Here is a 22,573-nt window from a genome sequence, read left to right on the forward strand (position 1 = left end):
CTTGTGCGTCGTGGTGGTGGCGACATGGGCGTGCGGGAAGGGGCTGGGGTAGAGGCCCGCCGCGACGAGGCCCGCGAAGTGCGCCATGTCGACGAGGAGGTAGGCGCCGACCGAATCCGCAATCTCGCGCATTTTCGCGAAATCGATGATGCGCGGGATGGCCGAGCCGCCGGCGATGATCATCTTCGGCTTGTGCTCGGTCGCCAAGGCCTGGACCTGGTCGTAGTCCAGCGTCAGGTCCTGCTTGCGGACCCCGTATTGCACGGCATGGAACCATTTGCCGGACTGGTTCGGCGCGGCGCCGTGGGTCAGGTGGCCACCGGCGTCGAGGGACATGCCCAGGATGGTGTCGCCGGGCTTCAGCAGCGCCTGGAACACGCCCTGGTTCGCCTGGGAACCCGAGTTCGGCTGGACGTTGGCGAAGCCGCAGTTGAACAGTTGCTTCGCGCGGTCGATGGCCAGGTTTTCCGCGATATCAACGTATTGGCAGCCGCCGTAGTAGCGCTTGCCCGGGTAGCCTTCGGCATATTTGTTGGTCATGATGGAGCCTTGGGCTTCCATCACGGCGCGGGAGACGATGTTTTCCGAGGCGATCAGCTCGATCTCGTGGCGCTGGCGGCCAAGTTCCTGGGTCACCGCCCCGAACAGCTCGGGGTCGCGCGAGGACAGGGGTTCGGTGAAAAAACCGGTGTCGCGGTGGGGGGCATTCATGGGTGTGCTCCTATGGGTCAGCCGGTCCAGCCAAGGCCGGAGGCGATGCAGGTCATCGATTGCATGAGGGGGACGGTGGTGCCGCCGGAGCCCTGCCGGGATTGGCGGAGAAGGTCGATCTGCAGGCGGTTCAGGCGGTCCAACTGCGGGCGCAGGTCCTCGCAACGGGATTGCATCTTGGGGAAACGGTGGCCAAGCGCGGTGCCGGTGATGTCGCGGAGGCTTGCAAGAGCGGCAGAGTGTTCGGCCTGGATGCGGCCGAGGATCGGGGCGCGGATGGCGGGGTCCTCGACGAGCGAGGCATAAGCTTCGGCTATTCCCATGTCGGTCAGCATCAGGGATTTTTCCACCTCGTCCACCATCAGGCGGAAAAGGGGATGGCGGGCGAACATGTCGGCGAGGAGGCGGTCGGCATTGGGGCCGCGCACCTGACGGAACGAGCGGAGCGCCGATCCGAAGCCGTACCAGCCGGTGATCATGTGACGGTTCTGCGACCAGGCGAAGACCCAGGGGATCGCCCTGAGGTCGCCCAAGCTGCGCGCCCCGAAGCGGCGGGCGGGGCGGGAGCCGATCTTGAGCATCGCCAGTTCCTCGACGGGGCTCGCCTGCTGGAAGTAGTCGAGGAAGCCGGGCATCCCGAGGAGGTTGACGTAGGCGGTCTGCGACAGCCCGGCGAGGGCCTCAAGCGCGTCGATGTGTTCGGGATCGGCGGCGGGTTGCACGCGGACCGGAAGGTGCGACAGGACCGAGGACGCTAGAAGCTCCAGGTTGCCGACGGCGGTGCCCCGGTTGGCGTATTTCGAGGAGACGACCTCGCCCTGTTCAGTCAGGCGCAACCGGCCCTGCACGGTGCCGACGGGCTGGGCGGCGATGGCGCGGCCGGTGGGGGCTCCGCCGCGGCTGACCGATCCGCCGCGTCCGTGGAAGAAGACAGGGCGCAGGCGGTGGCGGGCGAGGCTTTGGGTCAGGCGGCGTTGCGCCTTGTCCAGTTCCCAGGTGGAGCAAAGGAAGCCGCCGTCCTTGTTGCTGTCGGAGTAGCCGAGCATCACTTCCACGGTGCCGTCGCGGGTGCGGAGGCTGCGTTCGGCCAGCGGGACCTGAAGGACCGCGTCGAAGACTTCCGGCGCGCGGCGGAGGTCGTCGATGGTCTCGAACAGGGGGACGACTTGCAGGTCCAGCTTCTCGGCCCCGAAGCCTGCGTGGCGGGCGAGGAGGTAGATGCCGAGGATGTCGTCGGCGGTGCGGGTCATCGACAGGATGAAGGGGCCGATCGCCTCGGGGTCCTCGGACATGCGGGCCTGGCGCATGAGGGCGAGGAGGTCGAGGAGTTCCTTTGCCTCAGGTGACAGGCGGGCGCGGTCGGCGTGGGTCAGGTCGGGGCGCGAGAGGTCCTCACGCAGGCGGCGGGACCAGTCGGGGGTGCCGTAGGCGGGGGCCGGGGCGGTCAGCGACCACAGTTCCGCGATGACCGCGGTGGTGACGGTGGAGTTCTGCCGGACGTCAAGGGTGTGGGTGCGGAAGCCGAAGACCTGGGCCTGCCAGCGCAAGGGCGTGATGTACCGGGCGGCAAGGCGGTCGGCGCGCAGGGCGTGGAGGGCGTCTTCAAGGCTGCGGAGGTCGGCCAGGAAATGGCTGACCGAGGGGTAGCCCCCTGCCCCGTCGCGCGTGGCCTGCAGCCGGTCGGCGATGGCGGTCAGGGCCTGACGGAAGACCTCTCCCGGGTTGCGGGAGGCAAGGTCGGTGGCGCGGAGGCCGAGGATCGCACGGATGCGGTCGTCCAGCGCGGGGGGAAGCGGCGTGATCCGGGTGGTGATGCTGATCCGTGCGGCGGCAAGGCGGGCGGCGTCGATGTAGCGTTCCAGGATTGCGCGGCGGGAGCCGTCGAGTGCGTCTTTGGTCGTCTCGGTGGTGACGTTCGGGTTGCCATCGCGGTCGCCGCCGATCCAGGAGTGGAAGCGGACGCAGGGGGTGATGGCGAGGCCCTCGCCAAAGCGGTCGGTGGCGGCGGCGGTGAAGCGGTCGAAGAGCTGCGGGATGGCGTCGTAGAGGGCGTCGCGGAAGAATTGCAGGCCCCATTCGATCTCGTCCGCAAGACGCGGGCGTTCGATGCGCAACTTTCCGGTCATCCAGAGAAGGTCGATCTCGGATTCGATGTCGGCCAGGATGTCGTCGCGTTCGCGCGGGGTCCAGCGCTGCGTTTCGAGCGAGACGAGAAGCCGGTAGATGCGGCGGTGGATTTCCAGGACCGTGACGCGTTTCGCCTCGGTCGGGTGGGCGGTGAGCGTGGGGCCGACCGAAAGGCGGGTGGACAGCTGGGCGAAATCCTCACGAGTCATTGACGGATCGAGGGCGGACAGGGCGGAGGCGAAAGAGCCTTCGACGGCTGCGGGGCCTTCGGCGGCTTCGGTCATGCGGCGGCTGCGCATGGCGGCGTTTTCGTCAATGATCCTGGTCAGTTGGAACCAGATGTTCACAGCCTGCATCAACGGCACTGCTGCCTCGGGCGAGGGCAGATGTGCCGCTGGCGTCATTGCCGCGTAAAGCACCTCGGGCGCGCGGCGCTGGATGACGTTGGTCCAAAGACGGCGGAGGTCCTGGCGGAGGGCGGCGGTATAATCGTCGCCGTCTTCGGCTGCGTCGGCAAGCTGCGGGACGGCGGACATCAGGCCACCCTGTCGCGGGGGGCGCGGCCGTCGAAGAAGGCGGTCAGATTTTCGAGGACGCGGAAGCCCATTGCCTCACGCGTTTCCCGCGTGGCCGAGCCGAGGTGGGGGAGGAGGACGAGGTTGTCGGCGTTCAGAAGGGCGTCGGGGACTTGGGGTTCGCGTTCGAAGACGTCGAGGCCTGCGCCGGCGATGGTGCCGAACCACAAGGATTGCGCGAGGGCGTGTTCGTCGATGACCTCACCCCGCGCGGTGTTGATGAGGAAGGCCGAGGGCTTCATCAGGTCAAGGCGGCGGGCGTTGATGAGGTGGCGGTTGGCGGTGCCGCCGGGGCAGTGAAGCGAGACGAAGTCGGCTTGCGGCAGGAGGTCCTCGACGGTGGGGACCTGGGTGGCGTTGTAGCGGGCGAGGACTTCGGCCGGGACCGGGGAGCGGTTCTGGACGATGATCTTCATCCCGAAACCGAAGTGCGCGCGTTGGGCCATGGCCTGGCCGATGCGGCCGAAGCCGATGATGCCAAGGGTCGCGCCCGAGACCTTGGTGCCGATCAGGTGGGTCGGGCGCCATCCGGTCCAGCGGCCTTCGCGGAGCTCGCGCTCCCCTTCCCCTGCCCGGCGGGCGGTCATGAGGAGGAGGGTCATCGCGATGTCGGCTGTGCATTCGGAGAGCACGTCGGGGGTGTTGGTGACGGCGATTCCCCGGTCCTTGGCGGCGTTGGTGTCGATGTGGGCGAAGCCGACGCCGTAGTTCGCAAGGATCCTGGTCCGGGGGCTGGTCTCGAAGACAGCCGCCGGAAGCTTGTCGGTGACGGTGGGGAGGATGGCATCGTAGCGGGTCATCGCGTCGCGGAAGTCGTCCTGAGACAGCGGTTTGTCGGCGCTGTTCAGGTCGACGTCGAAATTGGCGGCCATCTGCGCCTCGACAGCGGCAGGCCAGCGGCGCGTGACCAGGACCTTGGGCTTTTGCATCCTCCCCTCCCCCATCACGCGGCGCGCTTGGCCATGACGCGGGCCACGGTTTCGCCGATGACCGAGGGGTTCTCGGCCACGGTCACACCGGCGGCGGTGAGGATTTCCACCTTTTCCGACGCGCTTTCGCCGAAGGCCGAGATGATCGCGCCCGCGTGGCCCATCGTGCGGCCTTTGGGGGCGGTCAGGCCCGCGATGTAGGCGATGACCGGTTTGGTCATGTGGTTCTGGATGTATTCGGCGGCTTCGGCCTCTTGTGGCCCGCCGATTTCGCCGATCATGCAGACGATGTGGGTGTCGGGGTCGGTCTCGAACCGCTCCAGGATGTCGCGGAAAGAAGAGCCGTTGATCGGGTCGCCGCCGATACCGACGGAAGTCGAGATGCCGATGCCGCGGTCCTTCAGCTGCTGGGCGGCCTCATAGCCAAGGGTGCCCGAGCGGCTGACGATGCCGACGTTGCCCTGCAGGTAGATGTGGCCGGGCATGATGCCCAGAAGCGCCTTGCCGGGGCTGATGGTGCCGGCGCAGTTCGGCCCCGTCAGGACCATGCGGCGTTCGCGGGGGTAGCGCATCATGTAGCGCTTCACCCGGATCATGTCCTGCGCCGGGATGCCGTCGGTGATGCAGACGCAGTAGCGGATGCCCCCGTCGGCGGCTTCCATGATGCTGTCGGCAGCAAAGGGCGGTGGCACGAAGACGAGCGAGGTGTCGCAAGAGGTGGCGGCGACGGCCTCTTTCATCGTGTTGAAGACCGGGATGCCCATGACGGTTTCGCCACCCTTGCCGGGGACCACGCCCGCGACGACTTGCGTTCCGTAGTCGAGCATTTCCTTGGTGTGGAACTGCGCCATGCGGCCCGTGATGCCCTGCACGACGACGCGGCTGGAACGGTCGAGAAAGATGCTCATTACACGGCCCTCATCATTTGCTTGCGGTCGTTCTTCCAGGCGATCACGGCGCGCTCGGCGGCTTCCATCAGCGTGTTGGCGCGGATGATCGGCAGGCCGGATTGCGCGAGGATCTTCTGGCCTTCCTCGACGTTGGTGCCGGACAGGCGGACGATGACGGGCACGTCCACGGGTTCGGCGCGCAGGGCCTGGACGACGCCTTCGGCCACCCAGTCGCAGCGGTTGATCCCGGCGAAGATGTTCACAAGGACCGCCTGCACGTTCTTGTCGGACATGACGAGACGGAAGGCCTTGGCCACACGCTCGGGCGTGGCACCGCCACCGATGTCGAGGAAGTTGGCGGGCTCACCCCCGGCCAGCTTGATCGTGTCCATCGTCGCCATCGCCAAGCCCGCGCCGTTCACGATGCAGCCGATGTTGCCCGAAAGGCCGATGTAGGCGAGGCCCCGGTCGGCGGCGCGGCTTTCGCGGGGGTCCTCCTGCGACTTGTCGCGAAGCTCGGCGATCTGGGGGTGGCGGAAGAGGGCGTTGGTGTCGAAGGTCATCTTCGCATCGAGCGCGAGGATGCGGTTGTCGGCGGTCACGACCAGCGGGTTGATTTCCACCATCGTCGCGTCAAGGTCGCGGAAGGCGCGGTAGCAGCCCTGCAGGGTGCGGACCATCTGCTGGGTCAGCGCGGCGGGGATGCCAAGCTTGTAGGCAATCTCACGCGCCTGGAATTCTTGCAGGCCGACGGCGGGTTCGACGGTGGAGCGGACGATCGAATCGGGGCGCGAGGCCGAGATTTCCTCGATCTCCATCCCGCCTTCAGACGACGCCACGATCATCACCCGCTGCGAGGAACGGTCAAGAACGAAGCCAAGGTAGATCTCGCGGTTGAAGGCGACGGCGGCCTCGACATAGACGCGGTAGATGCCCTTGCCTTCGGCGCCGGTCTGATGCGTCACGATCTTGCGGCCGAACATGGATTCGCTTGCCTCGTGGATCTCGCCTTCCGAGTTGCAAAGCTTGACGCCACCGGCCTTGCCGCGGCCCCCGGCGTGGACCTGGGCCTTGACGATCCAGCGGTCGCCCCCCAGCTCGCGCGCCCGGTAAGCAGCCTGTTCGGGGCTGTAGGCGAGCGCGCCCGCAGGCACGGCGACGCCGAATTTGGCAAGGATTTCCTTGGCCTGATATTCGTGGATGTCCATTGGTTCCTCCCGTTATTCGGCAGCGATGGCGGCGGCGTAGTGGGTTTCCAGCGCCTTCAGCGCCTTGCCCACATCGACGTTGGCGCCCATCGCGTTCATCTCGTTGGCGAAGCGGGTGACGATCTCGGTGATCGCGGCCTCACTCAGCTGGTTCAGAATGCCGATGCGGACCTGAACGGGTTCCGACAGGGTCGGCCAGATGCCAAAGCCCTTGGCACGGGCCGAGGCCACCAGTTCCTTTTCGCGGCCCGCCAAGGCGCCGGGCAGGTTCAGCACGACGAGGCTGGTCATGTTGGACGTGACCTCACACCCCAGCGCCTGCACAGCAGACCGCAAAGCGGCCTCGTGGTGGGCGTAGTCGGCGGCCTTTTGCGCGCGGCCGTGCTGGAGGTTGATCCGCAGTGCCTCGTGAAAGGCGGCGACGGCGTAACCGGAGTGGGTGCGGTGGTAGCTGCCCGCGGCGGTGTCCTTGCCGTCAACGATGCCCCAGTGGCGGGCCTCGAAGATCGGGTTGTGGACGTAGGAGTAGCAGCCGTTCTCGCGCAGGTGGGCGATGTATCGGTCGGTGAAGCTGACGGGGGCGTAGGTCAGCGGCAGGCAAAGGACACCCTTCTGCGGGCAAGAGGCCCAGCCGACCACGCCGGGGAAGTCGTCGATGGCGAAATCCTCGATCCCGAGGGAGGAGACGGCGTCGACAAGGCCCATCACGTTGTGCTTGACGCAGGCGTCGGAGAAGCCACGGATGTCGTTGATCCGGCCCGAGCCGGTTTCCCAATGCGCCATCGTGGCCCAGGTGGGTTTGTGTTCGGCGAGGGCCGTTTCGATGATGTCGGCGGTGACCGACTGGCCGTGCGGGACCTGGATGACGGTGGCGCTGGCGGGCTTGGGGTCGAGGGAGTTCGCCTTCAGGTCCTCCCGCGTTGCGGCCCGGGTGCGGACGGTCAGGGCGTCGATGCCGCTGAAGGTTCCGTTCACGAAGCAGACCACAGTGTCGCCCGGCAGGATGGCAGAGAAGAGGGCGTCAAGCCCGCTCCACCCCGTGCCGGCGACGCCGAAGGTGTAGGTGTTCTTGGTGCCCCAGACCTTGCGCAGCATGTGCTTGCATTCGATCATGCCGCGCAGGACGTCGGCCTGCATGTGGTCGGCGATGCCCGCCTGGGCAAAGGCCGCCAGAACCCGCGCGTCGGTGTTGCCAGGACCAGGGCCAGCGGCCAAAGTCTCGGGTATGACAAGTTGCGGAAAAAGTTCGGTGTCGGTCATGCGGCGCCCCTCCCAAGGCCTATGCGTCTGGACCGTCGTCGGGGCGGGACCTGCGACGCTTCCGGGTGCAGCGGAAGAAAGGTCGCGGGGTCTGCCGTGGACGTTGGTCCTTGCTGCACAGGAAAGCGGCAGTCGACAAATGTAACAACATTCCTATATCCTGCTTTTGGATATCTATTTGGGTGGGGTTATCCCTATCCATACCGGTGGGAATACGGTTGTATACCAACCAGAACCCACCCGAACGGGTAGGGTGAGGCGGTTTGATGGCGCTTTGGGACGATCAACAGAAGGTGGTAGCGGTAACGTTGATGCTGGCGGACTCCAATCCGCTGATGCTGACCGCGATGTCCGAGATCTTCGAGAAGGATCGCCGATTCTCCTTGGTCGCCACGGCGGCGACGGCCGAGGGATTCCTGGGCATGGTGATGCGCATGCCGGTGCAGGTGGGGGTGATCGACTGGAACCTGCCGGCGCTTGGCGGCGCGCGGCTGATCGACGTCTTGCGTGCACAGGCGAACGCACCGCGGCTGGTGGTCTATGCCGAGGATACCGGGGACGTCCCCCGGAAGGCGATGGCGGCGGGGGCGGCGGGGTTCGTCTCACGCTCCGAATCGGTGGAGCGGCTGTTGGAGACCTGTGCTGCCGTGGCGAAGGGGCAGATGGTGTTTCCATTCCTCGACGTGCGGGGGTTGAAGCAGGACCCGATTGAATCGCTGTCGCCAAGAGAGCGGACGCTGCTGGAGGCCCTGTCGAAGGGACTGACCAACCGGGAACTGTCGCGCGATCTGGAGATCAGCGAAAACACGGTGAAGTTTCACCTGTCGAACCTGTTCGAGAAGCTTTCGGTGAAGAACCGGGCACAGGCGATTGCGTTTTTCTACGCCAATCGCGCCTCGCGTGGCGAAATGTGATGCATTTTCGGGCTTGACGCGGGGGGCTGGCATCGCCGATGGGTAAGGCGGGTGCAGCTCCTGACTTAGGAGCCCAACATGTCTTTCCACGTCATCACGCAGGCCCCCGCGCGCCTGAACCGCAGCGAGCTGGCCGTTCCGGGCAGCGCCCCCCAGATGTTCGAGAAGGCCGCCGCGTCGGATGCGGATGTGATCTTCCTGGACCTGGAAGACGCCGTCGCGCCGGACGACAAGGCGCAGGCGCGCAAGAACATCATCAAGGCGCTGAACGAGCTCGACTGGGGCAAGAAAACCATGTCGGTGCGGATCAATGGCCTCGACACCCATTTCATGTATCGCGACGTGGTGGATGTGGTCGAGCAGGCGGGTGAGCGGCTGGACCTGATCATGATCCCGAAGGTCGGCACCGCGGCGGACGTCTATGCGGTCGACATGATGGTCACGCAGATCGAGGACGCGAAGGGCTACAAAAAGCGGATCGGGTTCGAGCATATCATCGAGACGGCGCTGGGGATGCAGAACGTCACCGAGATCGCGGGGGCGTCGAAGCGGAACGAGTCGCTGCATTTCGGGGTGGCGGATTATGCGGCCTCGACCCGGGCGCGGACGACGATCATCGGGGGGGTGAACCCGGATTATTCGGTGCTGACCGACAAGCTGGAGGACGGCTCTCGCCAGGTCCATTGGGGCGATATGTGGCACTATGCGCTGGCCCGGATGGTGGTGGCGGCGCGGGCGAATGGGCTGCGGCCGGTGGATGGGCCGTTCGGCGACTTTTCGGACCCGGACGGCTACCGGGCGGCGGCGAAGCGGGCGGCGGTCTTGGGGTGCGAGGGGAAGTGGGCGATCCATCCCAGCCAGATCGCGCTGGCCAATGAGGTGATGAGCCCGTCGGAGGCCGAGGTTACCCGGGCGCAACGGATTCTGGCGGCGATGGAGCAGGCGGCTGCCGAGGGCAAGGGGGCCGTCTCGCTGGACGGGCGGCTGATCGACTACGCCTCGATCCGTCAGGCGGAAGTGCTGGTCCAGAAGGCCCGGCAGATCGCGGCGGGGTAAGCCTGTCCACGCAGGACGAGTCTGGGCGTTCCTGCAATTCCAAGGGGTTGCGCGTGGGCGTTCAGGATAGCTTAACCATGTGATCGGCCGGTGGGAGGTCACTCCCACCGGCCTTCTGCTGTGCTGCGGTCGGAGCCTCCGGCGGGGATATTTGGGCCAGTATGAAAGCTGGACCCGGTGCGTGGGGTACAGCTCGCCCTATTCGACCGGGATCAGCGCGACGGCGACGCGGCGGCCTTCGCCGAGAAGGACGTTGTAGGTTCGGGCGGCGGTGGGGGAGGCCATCACCTCGACCCCGATCCCCTGCCCTTCCAAGGCCGCGCGGAACGCAGGCGGGACGTGGGCCACGTTGGCGCCGGTGCCGACAAAAAGGACGTCGATCTTGTCGACGAGGGACAGGGGCGCGGCGGTATCATTGTAGCCACCCCAGGGGCCGGCGTCCCAGGGGGTGATGAGGCAGGGGCCACGAAAGATGTGCCCGGCCACGCGGAAAAAGCCGGGGCCGTAACCCTCGATCGCCTTGGCCGTGCCGTAGGTGACTTCGGTGAGCCGCATCAGGCCGCCTTACGCATCGACGTTGGCAAATTCGCTCTTGTCCGATTTCTTCGGCTTGTCGCCCCGGTCGAGACCGATGAACAGGACCAGGTTCTTTGCGACGAAGATCGACGAATAGGTGCCAAGCACGACGCCAAGGAAGATCGCGAACGCAAAGCCGCGGATCACGTCGCCGCCAAAGACCAGCATCGCGCCCAGGGCAACCAGCGTGGTCACCGAGGTCATCAGCGTCCGGCTGAGCGTTTCGTTGACCGAAAGGTTCATCACGTCTTTCAGCGGCATCGTCTTGTACTTCAGCAGGTTTTCGCGCAAGCGGTCGAACACGACAACAGTGTCGTTGATCGAATACCCGAGGATCGTCAGCAGGGCCGCGATGATGGTCAGGTCGAACTTGAGCTGGAAGATCGCGAAGACGCCGATGGTGATGAAGATGTCATGGATCAGCGCGATGATCCCGCCCAGCGCGTACTGCCATTCGAAGCGCAGCCAGATGTAGACCGCGATGCCGAGGCTGGCGGCAACCATCGCGGTGACCGCTTTCCAGATCAACTCTCCCGAGACTTTTGGCCCGACGGATTCGACCGATGGAAAGGTGATCGACGGATCCAGCGCCTGCAAGCGGGCTTCGACCTCGGCGATGATCTCGGGGGTGATGGATTCGACGCCATCGACCGGCGCGATGCGCACCTGGGCGACATGCTGGTCTGCGGCGAAGGCAGGGTCGAAAACCTCGGTGATCGCGACGTCACCAAGATCAAGGCCATCAAGCGCAGAGCGGTAGGCACCGACGTCGACGGGCTGCGTCGCTTCGGTCCGGATCGTGGTGCCGCCGCGGAAGTCGATGCCGAAGTTGAGACCCATGACTGCCCAGGCGACGATGGCGACCACCGTCAGCAGCATCGAGCCGCCAAAGGTCAGCCACTGGTTCTTGAAGAAGTCGATGTTGGTCTTTTCGGGGGCAAGTCGGAAACGCCAGGCCATGATCTTCGCCTTATACCGTGATGGTCGCGGGCTTGCGCACGCGGAACCAGAATTCGACGATCAACCGGGTCACGTAGATGGCCGTGAAGACCGAGGTGATGATGCCGATGCCAAGGGTGATCGCAAAGCCGCGGACGGGGCCTGCGCCGACGGTGAACAGGACGGCCGCGGTGATGAAGGTCGTGATGTTGGCGTCAATGATCGCCGACAGCGCCCGTTCGTAGCCCAGTTCCACGGCCCGGCCTGGACTTTTGTTCAGGCGCAATTCCTCGCGGATGCGTTCGAATACCAGAACGTTTGCGTCGACGGCCATCCCGATGGTCAGAACGATGCCCGCGATGCCCGGCAGGGTCAGTGTCCCGCCAACCGCGGAAAGTGCAGCAAATATCAGCGCCATGTTGATCGCAAGGGCGATGTTGGCGAAGAGGCCGAAGAGACCGTAGCTTGCGACCATGTAGATCATGACCGCGCCGCCGGCGACCATCGCGGCAATCTTGCCGGCGTCGATCGAATCCTGCCCAAGTTCCGGGCCGATGGTGCGTTCTTCCAGGAAGGTCATCTCGGCTGGAAGCGCACCCGCGCGCAACAGGACGGCAAGGCGCGTCGATTCGTCGACGTCGAAGTTGCCGGTGATGATGCCCGAGCCGCCGGGGATGTGGCTTTGGATCACCGGGGCCGAGATCACCTCGTCATCCAGGATGATGGCGAAGGGCGCCCCGATATTGGCGGCGGTGTAGTCGCCGAAAGCGCGTGCGCCGGTCGTGTCGAAGCGGAAGCTGACGGCGGGCTGGCCGTTCTGGTCGAACGAGGGCTGGGCATCCACCAGATCCTCGCCCGAAACGACGGGCGTTTGTTCGACAATGTAATAGACCCCCTCTTCGTCCATCGAGGGGAGCAGCACGTTGCGCGGACCCGGTTCCGCGCCGGCGTCCGTCGTCCGGCTGATGACGGCGTTGAAGGTAAGCTGGGCGGTCTGCCCGATCAGGGCCTTAAGCTCCTGCGCCGAGCCGATGCCGGGGACCTGGATCAGGATGCGGTCGGTGCCCTGGCGCTGGATTGTGGGTTCCCGGGTTCCGGCCTCGTCCACCCGGCGGCGGATGATTTCCAGCGACTGCTGGATCGTGCGCTGGTCGGTGGCCTGCTTTTCGGCTTCCGACAGCTGGACGACGATGTCGTTGCCTTCCGAGGTTACGTCGATGGTGCTTTCCCCGACCCCGGTCAGCGTGACGACGCTGGAGCCAAGGGCGCGGACGGCCTCGATCGCCGCAGGCATGCCTTCGGGGTTCGAGACGGTGACCCGCAGCATATCCTCTGGCGAGGGGGCGCGGCGCACCGCACCAACCTGGTCGCGCAAGTCGCGAAGCGCATCGCGCACTTCGGGCCAGAGGGCGTCGATACGGGTTTTGTAAACGTCCGCGACCTGGACTTCAGCCAGAAGATGCGCCCCGCCCCGCAAGTCAAGGCCAAGGTTCATCAGGGCCGAGGGCAGGAAGCCCGGCCATTCGGCCAGGGCGGCCTGTTGTTCGGGTGTCGCGGAGCCCCCGGCGGCCTCGATGGCGGCAGCGGCGTCATTGTGGCGTTCGACCTGCGCGTAGAAAAGATTCGGGACTGCTGCCAGGATGCCCCAGCCGCAAACCAACAGGATGAGAACGCGCTTCCACAGCGCCATCGATTCCATGATTTCGGACCTAGTTCGTTGCCGGTTCGGTCTTGTTCAGGACGGTCGTGATGGTGTGCTTCAGGACCTTGACCTTGACGCCATCGGCGATCTCGACCTCGACCATGCCGTCTTCCTGGACCTTCGAGACCTTGGCGACGATCCCGCCCGAGGTCACGACCTGATCGCCGCGGCGCAGCGCCTCGACCATGGCGCGGTGTTCCTTCATCTTCTTCTGCTGCGGACGGATCAGCAGGAAGTAGAAGATCACGAAGATCAGGATAATCGGCAGGAACTGCGCGAAGACGGCGGCACCTCCGGGCGCGGCTGCGGCGTCCTGGGCGAAAGCGGGCGTGACGAACATGGGCATCCTTTCCTGCGGGGTCGGAGGGTCGGTCTTGCCGCCCCCCTTTGGGATTGTCGGCTGATGTAAGGCCTTTCGCGGCGCTTTGCCAGAGGGGGCGCGCGGTTCGCGTCTGGGGCGACGGCTTCCCCCCTGCCGCGATATCGGGCATAAGCGCCAGCGTACCAATCCACTGAGGTCTGCCATGCACGATATCCGCTTCATCCGCGAGAACCCGGCTGCCTTCGATGCGGCGCTGTCGCGTCGGGGGCTGGCGCCGCTGTCGGCGGATTTGCTGACCATCGACGAGGCGCGGCGGGCGAAGATCCTGGCGGCAGAGACGGCCGCGGCGGCGCAGAATGCGGCGTCGAAGGACGTGGGTGCAGCGAAGGCGCGCGGGGATAATGCCGAGTTTGAACGGCTACGCGCGCTGGTGGCCGAGAAGAAGGCCGAGGGCGCGCGGCTGACCGAGGAAGCCGGGGCCGAGGATGCCCGGCTTCGCGATGCCTTGATGCGGATCGCGAACCTGCCGCTGGACGAGGTCCCCGAGGGCCCGGACGAAAGCGGGAACGTGGAAATCCGGCGCTGGGGCTCGCCCCGTGTCTTGGACTTCAAGCCGTTGGAACATTTCGATATTCCGGCTGCGAAGGGCGGGTTGGATTTTCAGACTGCAGCCAAGCTTTCGGGCAGCCGCTTTGTCGTGCTGCGCGGTGCGGTGGCTCGGGTGCATCGGGCGCTGGCGCAGTTCATGCTGGACCTGCACACCTCGGAGCATGGGCTGGCCGAGACCTGGACCCCGGTCCTGGTCAAGGAAGACGCCATGTACGGCACCAACCAGCTGCCGAAATTTGCCGAGGACAGCTATCAGACGACGAATGGTTGGTGGCTGATCCCGACGTCAGAGGTGACGCTGACCAACTCGGTCGCGGGGGATATCCTGGACGAGGGCGCGCTGCCGCTGCGCCTGACGGCGCACACGCATTGCTTCCGGTCCGAGGCAGGGTCGGCGGGCAAGGATACCACGGGCATGCTGCGCCAGCACCAGTTCGAGAAGGTCGAGATGGTGACGATCTGCACGCCGGAAACCGCTTTGGCCGAACACGACCGCATGACCAAATGCGCCGAGGCCGTGCTGGAGCGGCTGGGCCTGCCCTACCGCACCATCGTCCTTTGCACCGGCGACATGGGATTCGGCGCGCAGAAGACGCATGATCTTGAGGTCTGGCTGCCGGGGCAGAACACCTTCCGCGAGATTTCCTCGGTGTCCACCTGCGGCCAGTTCCAGGCGCGGCGGATGAATGCGCGCTATCGTCCTGCCCGTTCCGAAAATGCAGGCGGCAAGCCCGAGTTCGTGGCGACGCTGAACGGCTCGGGCCTGGCGGTGGGGCGCTGCCTGATCGCGGTCCTGGAGAACGGACAGGAGGCCGATGGCTCGGTGACTTTGCCTGCGGCGCTGGTGCCCTATCTTGGCGGCAAGACCCGGATCACGGCCGAGGGCGTGCTGGTCTGACGCAGGAGCCGATGGAAGGGTCGCGGGTTCCCCCTACCCTGTTGTTTTTCATGGAGGCCGGAATGTCCCGACCGCTTGCGCTGATCCTGTTCCTGGCCACCATCGCATTCGCCGTGGCGCCCTTCATCACGCCGCCTTTCACCGGATATCGGCCCGGCCAGTTCCCGGTCGAAATTGTCCGCCCGGCCATCCAGCCGGCGGGCTATGCCTTTGCGATCTGGTCGGTGATCTATCTGTGGCTCATCCTCCACGCGGGATATGGGCTGTGGAAGCGGAAGGACGATCCGGCCTGGGTCCGGGTGCGGCCTGCGCTGACGGTGGCGCTGCTGCTGGGGACGGTTTGGCTGGCGATTGCCGGGGCAAGCCCGATCTGGGCGACGGCGGTGATCCTGGTGATGGCGGCAGCTGCGATCACGGCCTTTCTGCAGGCCCCGACCGAGCCGGACCGCTGGTTGCTGTCCGCTCCGCTGGCGATCTTTGCGGGCTGGCTGACGGCGGCCTCGCTGGTGTCGACCGGGGTGCTTCTGGCGGGTTACGGCTACGCCGGGAACGAGGAGGCTGCCTATGACATGCTGGGCGTCATCCTGATCCTGGCGCCGTTGATCCAGTCTCGGCGGCCCCGCATGCCGGTCTACTCGCTGACGATTGGCTGGGCGCTGATTGGCGTGGCAGTGGCGAACTGGGGCGCTGGGACCTATGTCGCTGGCGCGGCGCTGGGGATCGGTGCGGTGGTGTTGGCGGCGGCAGTCTGGTTCTGGCGGCGCGCATAGCGGAGCCAAATTCCTTGAGTAAGGAATTTGACAAGAATTTTACTTAAAATTCTTGGGCTTACTGCCCGGTGTTCTTTTCCTTGTGCTTGCGCAGGCGCGACGGCGTGTGGAACTTGCGGTCCTTCCACGGATTCTCGTTGCCCTGGCTGCGCAGGAACACCCGGATCGGTGTGCCCGGCATGTCGAAATGGTCGCGCAACCCGTTGACCAGATAGCGCCGGTAGCTTTCCGGAAGCTCGTCGGGGCGTGAGCACTTGATCATGAAGCCAGGCGGCCGGGTCTTGGCCTGCGTCATGTAGCGCAGCTTGATCCGGTGGCCGCCGGGGGCTGGCGGCGGGTGCGCCTCGGTCATCGCGCCAAGCCAGGAGTTCAGCTTGGCGGTCGGGATGCGGCGGTTCCAGACGTCATGCGCCTTGCGGATCGCGTCGTGCAGGCGGTCAAGGCCCCGTCCGGTCTTGGCGCTGACGGTGATCAGCGGCGCGCCGCGCAGCTGCGGCAGAAGGCGGTCGAACATCTCTTTCAGCTCGGGCAGCTTTTCCTGCTTTTCGTCTTCCAGGTCCCACTTGTTGACTGCGACCACGACAGCGCGGCCTTCGGTCTCGGCGAAGTCGGCGATGCGGAGATCCTGCACCTCGAACGGGATTTCGACGTCCAGAAGGACGACGACCACTTCGGCAAAGCGCACGGCGCGGATGCCGTCAGAAACGCTGAGTTTTTCCAGCTTTTCGGTGATCCGGGCCTTCTTGCGCATGCCCGCGGTGTCGAAGATGCGGATCGGGGTGCCCTGCCATTCGGCGCGGACCGAGATCGCGTCGCGAGTAATTCCGGCCTCGGGGCCTGTGAGCAGGCGGTCGTAGCCAAGGATCTTGTTGATCAGCGTCGATTTTCCGGCGTTCGGGCGGCCAATCACGGCGATCTGCAGCGGTTTCTTTGCCGTCGGGTAATGGGCGGTCTCGTCCGCCTCAAGTTCGGCGTCGGCTTCGGAAAGATCGATGTCGACTTCGGGGGCGTTCTCGGCCTCACGCTCGGCGAATTCGCCTTCGAGGGGTTTCAGCTCGCGGTAGAGGTCATCCATCCCCTCGCCGTGTTCGGCAGAGATGCGGATCGGTTCGCCAAGGCCCAGGGAGTAGGCCTCCAAAGCGCCGGCATCACCGGCCTTGCCTTCGGCCTTGTTGACGGCAAGGAAGACGCGGGCGTTCTTCTTGCGCAGGATGTCGGCGAAGACTTCATCGGTTGGGGTGACGCCGACCCGGCCGTCGATGACGAAGAGGCAGGCGTCGGCCATCTCAACCGCGCGTTCGGTCAGGCGGCGCATCCGGCCCTGAAGGCTGTCGTCGGTGACTTCCTCAAGCCCGGCCGTGTCGATCACGGTGAAGCGCATGTCGAAAAGCTTGGCATCACCCTCGCGCAGGTCGCGGGTCACGCCGGGCTGGTCGTCGACCAGCGCAAGCTTGCGGCCCACGAGGCGGTTGAAGAGCGTCGACTTGCCCACATTGGGGCGTCCCACGATGGCGAGGGTAAAGGTCATGGTCTAGGTCCGGCAATGGCGAAGCGGTTGCCATACACGGGATGGCCCCTAGCGGAAAGCGTGAAGTTGCCCGTTGCCGCCAACGACATACATCGTGCCGCCCGCGACGGCGGGTTGCGCGGCCGCTCCGCCGGGGATTTCGGCGGTGTAGGCCAGCGTGCCGTCCGTGGGGTCGAAGGCGCGCAGCAGGCCGTCGGAGGAGACGACCATGATGCGCCCACCCGCCAGGACCGGCCCGTAATGGGCGAAGATGCCCTTGCGGCGCTTGGGCTTGTCGTTGGTGAAATAGGGCATCTCGACGGCCCAGATCACCTCGCCCGTGCTCGCATCAAGGCGCACGAGTTTGGCTTCGTCGTTCACCAGGAAGAGCGAGCCACCCGCAACGGCGACGGGGCCGAGAGCGCCCTCACCAGCAGACCAGATCCGTTCGCCCGAGGAGGCGGACATGGCGACAGTGCGGCCGTTGCCGGTCCCGGCGAAGATGGTCTTGCCGGCGATGACGGCGTCTCCGGTGACGTCCGCGGTCAGGGCATAGGCGCGGCCAAGGCGCTTGCCGGCCAGCGAGGATTGCCAGACCTTGGTGCCGCCGCCGATCTTCAGGACGGCCATCAGGTCACCCGCAGCCGAGGGGAAGATCACCGCCCGGTCGCCGATGGTGGGGGCGGCAGAGCCGACATAGGCGGTCTTGCCGGGGGTGCCGATGACCTGCCAGATCACCTTGCCGTCGGCCGCATTGATCGCCCAGGCGGACCCATCGCGGCCCGAGACGTAGACGGCTTCTCCGTCCGTGGCGGGTGCGCCGCTGATCGGCGCATCGACACGCTGGCGCCAGATCACCGCACCAGAGGCTGCGTCCAGGGCGACAAGCTCGCCGTAGCCGGTGGTGGCGTAGACCCGGCCCCCTGCAGTGGCAAGGCCGCCCGAGGACTGGCCGCCGCCCTTGTCGAAGCTGGCGGTCAGGTCGGTGGACCAGAGTGTGCCTCCACTGGTAGAGGTGGCGGTCACGCCGGTGCCGGAGTCGATGGTGTAGATGCGCCCGTCGGCGACGACGGGGGCGACCGAAATGCGGTTCTTGCGGTTGGAGCCGGAACCGATGTTGGCCGACCAGACACGCTGCGGTGTGGCCGACAGCGCGGCATGCGGCATCAGGTGACGCGCGTTGCCGGCGCGGTGGGTCCAGTCACCGCCGGTCTGCGGTCCCAGCGAAATGGCGACGCTCAGGTTCTCTGGGGCAGCGGGGGCCGTCGGGGCCGGTTGGCCCTCGACCGGGACCGAGGCCGCCAGGTCGGCGCGGACCGGGAAGCGTTCGCCCGAAAGGATCACTTCGCGCTGCCCGCAGGCCGCCAGAAGGGCCAGCAGACCGATCCCGGTCACCAGCCTGCCGCCCATCTGCCTGACCTTCATGCCTGCCACCTGAATCGACATTTCCGATCTTTCCATCCCGTGTCTCAGCCGCCCGCGGTTTCGGGCAAGGTGCCGCCCAGCGCGGTGACGACCTGCGCCAGCCGCGCCCGAAGCGAGGCCGAAGCCTCTTGATCCTGCATCAGGGAGGTCAGGGCGGCGATCGCCTCGTCCGGCTTTCCCTCTTCGATCAGAAGGTAGGCCAGCTGTTCCTCGGCCAGCGCGCGGTAGGGACGCCCTGGGGCCGCGATGCCTTGCAGGGCGGTCCGCCGCTCGGCCAAGGGCTGGTCGGTCCCGGCCACCAGCACGCGGCGCAGCGTGGCAAGGTCGCGGTAGGGAACGGCAAGCGTGGTGTCCGCCGCCACCTTGTCAAGCGCGGCCAGCGTCGTGGCTTTGTCCTCGTCGGGGTCAGAGGCAAGGATCAGCTGCAGGACGGCCGTCTGTTCGGTCGCCGACGGCACGGCGGCCAGCGCCTCGCGGCGTTCTTCGGGCGTACCCTGGTCAAGCGCGTCGATCAGGGCGTTGCCGAAAGCCTCGGCCCGGGCGGTCTCGCGCGAGTTCGACCATTCGGTCCAGGCCGTGCCACCGACAAGGCCCAGAATCAGGACCACGCCGACCCAGCCGTATTGGCGGAACAGCCGGAACAAACGGTCGCGGCGCACCTCTTCGGTGACTTCTTCGATGAAGCTGTCGGGATTGCTCAACGCCGTTGCCTCTGCTTTCGTTTTCCCCGTCTTACAGGCAAAGCCCGCACATTGCCAAGCCCTGCCCCGTCCGGGCGGCGGTCAGAAGTCCGTAGGCAGGCCCAGCGCTTTGCGGAACCCGGTGATCCAGGCGTCATATCCCTGCGGCAGCGTGCCCGCAGACTGCATCTCTTGCAGGATCGTCAGCGCCTCCTGGTTCTCGGCCGTGGGGTCTTGCAACAGAAGCGCCGTCTGGTCCAGGGCGCGAACGACGTCGATCTTGTACCAGGGATCGTCCGGATAGGCGGCGGCAAGGTCGCGCATGATGCGCAGCGACTCTTCCTGGTGCGTCAGCGCGGTTTCAAAGTCATTGCGGTCCTTCAGCGCGGTGGCGACGCTGGCCTGGCTGAGCGCAAGGTTGCGATACCACAGCGGGTTGGACGGGTCCTGCGCCACCAGCCAGTCGCGCAAGGCAAGCGCGTCCTGGTGGCTTTTCAGCGCGGCGGCGACGTCTCCTGTGGCACTTTGCGCGTCGCCCAGCCGTTCCAGCGCCAGGGCCAGGTCATTGGCCCAGGCGGTGCTGTAGGGGTCGACGTCCAGCAGAGCGTTGCCCTGGTCCACCATCGCCTTGAACGTCTGCCCGGCGGCCTTGTTGTCGCCAAGTGCCGCCTGCGCATCGCCCAGCCGGTTCAGCGTCACCAGCCGGTCATGCATGTGGTCGGTCACCTCGGGTCCCAGCTGCAAAAGCCGGTCGGCGGTCTCCAGCGAGGCCGTCGCCACGGCAACCGCCTCGCTGTTGCGGCCAAGCTGCATCAGGGTCGAGGCGTGGATGTTCTGCGCGATGGAGAGGTCGCGCAAGGCCAGCGTGTCGCCTGGGGCCGCGCCCGCAAGCAGGGTCTGGCGCGCGACGGCATCGGCGATCAGCGGCTCGGCGGCGGCAGGGTCGCCCTCGGCCAGGTCCAGTTCAGCCATCGCGCTGAGGGAAAGTGCGGCATCACGCTGAAAGCGCGGGAGCGGGTCGGCATCGGCGACGGCAAGCCGCAGCGTCAGGGCGGATTGCAGTGTCTCGCGCGCGCCCAGGCTGTCGCCCATTGCGGCCTTGATGTCCGAGATCTTCTGCAGGGCAAGGCCAAGGTCGGCCTGCCGGGTCGGCTCGTCCGGGATCAGCGCGACGATGTTTTCGGCGATGGCGCGGGCGGTTTCCTGCGCCTCAAGCGCGGCGACAAAGTCGTTCGCGGCGAAATGCAGGTCGCCCATCCGGTCCAGGCTGACCAGCAGGTCCTGCTGCCAGACCATGTTCGTCGGATCAAGAGCCGCCAGGTTCTGCCGGATCGACAAGGCCGCCTGATGCGCCAAAAGCGCCGAGTCGGTGTCCCCAAGGAAGCGCTGCACATCGCCGATGCGGTCAAAGTTGATCGCAAGGTCGCGCTGGCGCGGCTTGTTGTCGGGGTCGAGGGCGGCCAGTTCCTCGCGGATGGTCAGGGCCTTGCCGTAGGTGTCCAGCGCGGCCGGGTAGTCGCCTTCGTCGACCAGCATGTCGCCGATGCGTTCATAGCTGACCGACAGGTTGCGGCGGATCACCGTGTCGCCGGGGTAGTCGGCGACCAGGCCCTCCGATATCGCCAGCGCGGTCTGGAAGGCGGCTTTGGCACCCTCTTTGTCGCCCAGATCCAGCTTGGCGTCGCCGATGCGTTCCTGGGTGTACGAGATGTCCATCCGGTAAGTGACATTGGTCGGGTCGCTGTCAAGCAGGGTCTGGGCGATCCCCAGCGCCTCGACATGGGCGTCAAGCGCGCCCTGGGCGTTGCGGCGGGCCAGGCGGATCGACCCCACGCGGTTCACCGCCACCTGCCGGTCGCGCATCAGGTCGACGTCGTCGGGCATCTGGTCGGCCTGCCACTGCGAGAATTCAAGCGCGCTGGCATAGGCGGTTTCGGCTTCCTTGAGGTAGCCCTGCTGTTGCAGCACCATGCCAAGGTCATTCAGCGACCAGACCAGTTCCCGGACCCATTCGACATCGGTCGGATCGGCCTCGATCCGTGCCTGCGCAAAGGTCGCGCGGGTGTTGTAAGCCGACCAGGCGGCCTCGGTATTGCCAGCGACCAAGTGCAACTCGCCCAGCGATGTCAGCGTCGTGACATAGGAAAACTGCGCCTCGCGGTCAATGTCGGCAGAGACCTCGGCATAAAGGGCGGCGGCTTTCGTCAGGTCCGAGATGGCAAGATCGTAGCGCAGGTCCGTCTTGGCCGCGTTGGCGTTCAGCATGTGGGTCGCCGCTTCCGACAGGGTGCGGGACAGGAACGTCTCCTTGATCGTGGTGCGGGCGGTGGCGTCGATTTCCGCCGCATCGGTCAGAAGCGACCGGGCGGCGTCGAAGGCACCCAGGGTCAGCTGTTCTTCGGCCTGGGCCCGCAAGGTGGCGACACGGGGGTCGTCGGACTGGAACTTCTGCAGCTCGGACTGGAAGCTTTCGTAGGATTGCGCGGCCTCGGCCAGCATTGCGGCGCGTTCCTCGGGCGTCTGGGCGTCGAGGTCAGCGGACAAGAGAGCGGCGTACAGCGGCGCAAGCGGCAGGTTGCGGGCGGTGGCAAGGGTTTCAACCTCGGCCCGGATGTCGGGGGTCAGGTTGGCCATCGCGATGAGCAGCTGGTCGCGTTCGGGAAGCGCGCCCTGGCCGGTGATGAAGACAAGCTCGGGCAAGCCGGATTCGATGTAGGGCAGCTGCTTGCCGCGGCTGCGGTCGTAGACGTCCTGCTGGACAAGCGTAAGCGCCGTGCGCAGTTCGACCCCGGCGGTGGCGAAGTGGCGGACCAGGGCCGAGGTGAAGGGCGAATTCGTGCCGTCGCCGTCCGAGGCGGTCTCGCCAGGGGCGGCGGCGAAGGCGAAAAGAACGCCGTCGGCGCGGCCGATGCGACCAAGGCCGGGGGTAGGTTTCGGGGCGGTGGGCGGGTCGTCGTCCAGAGCGGCGGCACCGCGCCCCTCGGTTCCGCCACCCGCAAACGGGTCGTCGCGGCACGCGTCAAGCAGGATGATGGCGACGGGGGCGACGGACTGGATCACCGCTTGCGCCTCGGACAAAGGCAGCGAGGTCTCGGCAAGCCTGGCGGCCGAGGAGGCGTCGGCGTCGGTGGGCAGAAGGTAGTTCACCCCGTCGATGGCAACTCCGTGGCCTGCGAAGAACAGAAGCGCCACGTCAGCCGCGGCGGCGTCTTCCTTGAAGTCTTCCAGCGCGCGGCGGGTGCGCTTGAGGTCGCGGTTGGTCTCGACAAACACCTGGAAATCCAGGTTTTCCAGAACCGTTTCCAGGGCGCGGGCGTCGTTGGACGGGTTCTCCAGCGGGCGGATCGACTGGTAGTCGTCGGCGGCGATCAGAAGAGCCACGCGCTTTTCAGCCAGTGCGACGGTGACGCCGCACAGCCAAAGGATCAGGCCAAATCCGAGACGCCGCAGAAGCATCGCTCCCTCCCGAAGGGTG

General features: G+C 66.2%; 18 protein-coding genes. 4 read left to right on the forward strand and 14 right to left on the reverse strand.

Features of this window, described 5'->3' with window-relative positions; genetic code table 11:
* The 6 genes from U1E69_RS06265 to U1E69_RS06290 all read right to left on the reverse strand — a co-directional run.
* Nucleotides 1-711 (reverse strand): serine hydroxymethyltransferase (locus tag U1E69_RS06265; protein ID WP_322243494.1); only part of this gene is annotated, 711 nt, incomplete at its 3' end.
* A 17-nt stretch (nt 712-728) separates the two neighbouring features.
* The gene (locus U1E69_RS06270; RefSeq protein WP_322243495.1) at nt 729-3,374 is read right to left on the reverse strand and encodes a phosphoenolpyruvate carboxylase; all 2,646 of its coding nucleotides are present in this window, start codon (nt 3,372-3,374) and stop codon (nt 729-731) included.
* Nucleotides 3,374-4,342 (reverse strand): D-glycerate dehydrogenase, encoded by a 969-nt coding sequence (locus U1E69_RS06275; RefSeq protein WP_322243496.1) that lies wholly within the window; start codon nt 4,340-4,342, stop codon nt 3,374-3,376. Before U1E69_RS06275 ends, U1E69_RS06270 begins: the two co-directional genes overlap by 1 nt.
* A 14-nt stretch (nt 4,343-4,356) precedes the next feature.
* The gene (gene sucD / locus U1E69_RS06280) at nt 4,357-5,250 is read right to left on the reverse strand and encodes a succinate--CoA ligase subunit alpha (RefSeq protein ID WP_322243497.1); all 894 of its coding nucleotides are present in this window, start codon (nt 5,248-5,250) and stop codon (nt 4,357-4,359) included.
* Nucleotides 5,250-6,440: a malate--CoA ligase subunit beta gene (locus tag U1E69_RS06285; RefSeq protein ID WP_322243498.1), complete on the reverse strand. Its 1,191-nt coding sequence runs from the start codon at nt 6,438-6,440 to the stop codon at nt 5,250-5,252. The genes sucD and U1E69_RS06285 overlap by 1 nt, the downstream gene beginning before the upstream one ends.
* 12 nt (nt 6,441-6,452) lie before the next feature.
* Nucleotides 6,453-7,700 (reverse strand): aminotransferase, encoded by a 1,248-nt coding sequence (locus U1E69_RS06290; RefSeq protein WP_322243499.1) that lies wholly within the window; start codon nt 7,698-7,700, stop codon nt 6,453-6,455.
* Nucleotides 7,701-8,011: 311 nt separating this feature from the next.
* Between U1E69_RS06290 and U1E69_RS06295 the strand changes: the two genes are divergently transcribed.
* Both U1E69_RS06295 and U1E69_RS06300 read left to right on the forward strand, forming a co-directional pair.
* Nucleotides 8,012-8,614 carry a response regulator transcription factor gene (locus U1E69_RS06295; RefSeq protein ID WP_322243500.1) on the forward strand — a complete coding sequence of 201 codons (603 nt, stop codon included), beginning with the start codon at nt 8,012-8,014 and terminating at the stop codon, nt 8,612-8,614.
* 78 nt (nt 8,615-8,692) lie between these two features.
* Complete coding sequence (locus U1E69_RS06300) at nt 8,693-9,670, forward strand: CoA ester lyase (protein ID WP_322243501.1); 978 nt, start codon at nt 8,693-8,695, stop codon at nt 9,668-9,670.
* A gap of 198 nt (nt 9,671-9,868) precedes the next feature.
* Here the strand turns inward: U1E69_RS06300 and U1E69_RS06305 are convergent, their stop codons facing one another.
* From U1E69_RS06305 to yajC, 4 genes are read right to left on the reverse strand one after another with little or no spacing between them, the layout of a single operon-like run.
* A complete protein-coding gene (locus tag U1E69_RS06305) occupies nt 9,869-10,225 on the reverse strand; it encodes an Mth938-like domain-containing protein (RefSeq protein WP_322243502.1) in 357 nt (118 codons plus the stop codon).
* Between the two features lie 9 nt (nt 10,226-10,234).
* On the reverse strand, nt 10,235-11,206 hold the full coding sequence (secF, locus tag U1E69_RS06310) for a protein translocase subunit SecF (RefSeq protein WP_322243503.1): 972 nt from the start codon (nt 11,204-11,206) through the stop codon (nt 10,235-10,237).
* Between the two features lie 10 nt (nt 11,207-11,216).
* Entirely contained in the window at nt 11,217-12,884 is a 1,668-nt protein-coding gene (gene secD / locus U1E69_RS06315) for a protein translocase subunit SecD (protein WP_322243504.1), read from the reverse strand.
* 10 nt (nt 12,885-12,894) lie between these two features.
* Nucleotides 12,895-13,227 carry a preprotein translocase subunit YajC gene (gene yajC / locus U1E69_RS06320; protein WP_322243505.1) on the reverse strand — a complete coding sequence of 111 codons (333 nt, stop codon included), beginning with the start codon at nt 13,225-13,227 and terminating at the stop codon, nt 12,895-12,897.
* A gap of 184 nt (nt 13,228-13,411) precedes the next feature.
* On the opposite strand from yajC, the gene serS reads away from it, so the two are divergent.
* Both serS and U1E69_RS06330 read left to right on the forward strand, forming a co-directional pair.
* Entirely contained in the window at nt 13,412-14,716 is a 1,305-nt protein-coding gene (gene serS / locus U1E69_RS06325) for a serine--tRNA ligase (RefSeq protein WP_322243506.1), read from the forward strand.
* A gap of 62 nt (nt 14,717-14,778) precedes the next feature.
* Nucleotides 14,779-15,486, forward strand: coding sequence for a hypothetical protein (locus U1E69_RS06330; protein ID WP_322243507.1), 708 nt, complete (start codon nt 14,779-14,781; stop codon nt 15,484-15,486).
* Nucleotides 15,487-15,544: 58 nt separating this feature from the next.
* On the opposite strand, the gene der is transcribed toward U1E69_RS06330, so the two are convergent.
* From der to U1E69_RS06350, 4 genes are all read right to left on the reverse strand, one after another.
* Complete coding sequence (gene der / locus U1E69_RS06335; RefSeq protein ID WP_322243508.1) at nt 15,545-17,014, reverse strand: ribosome biogenesis GTPase Der; 1,470 nt, start codon at nt 17,012-17,014, stop codon at nt 15,545-15,547.
* Between the two features lie 48 nt (nt 17,015-17,062).
* A complete protein-coding gene (locus tag U1E69_RS06340; RefSeq protein WP_322243509.1) occupies nt 17,063-18,418 on the reverse strand; it encodes a PQQ-binding-like beta-propeller repeat protein in 1,356 nt (451 codons plus the stop codon).
* 44 nt (nt 18,419-18,462) lie between these two features.
* Nucleotides 18,463-19,119 carry a tetratricopeptide repeat protein gene (locus U1E69_RS06345; RefSeq protein ID WP_322243510.1) on the reverse strand — a complete coding sequence of 219 codons (657 nt, stop codon included), beginning with the start codon at nt 19,117-19,119 and terminating at the stop codon, nt 18,463-18,465.
* 81 nt (nt 19,120-19,200) lie between these two features.
* Complete coding sequence (locus U1E69_RS06350; protein ID WP_322243511.1) at nt 19,201-22,554, reverse strand: caspase family protein; 3,354 nt, start codon at nt 22,552-22,554, stop codon at nt 19,201-19,203.
* Nucleotides 22,555-22,573: the final 19 nt, after the last annotated feature.

This window comes from Tabrizicola sp. (genome assembly GCF_034366665.1).
Taxonomy (GTDB): Bacteria; Pseudomonadota; Alphaproteobacteria; order Rhodobacterales; family Rhodobacteraceae; genus Tabrizicola.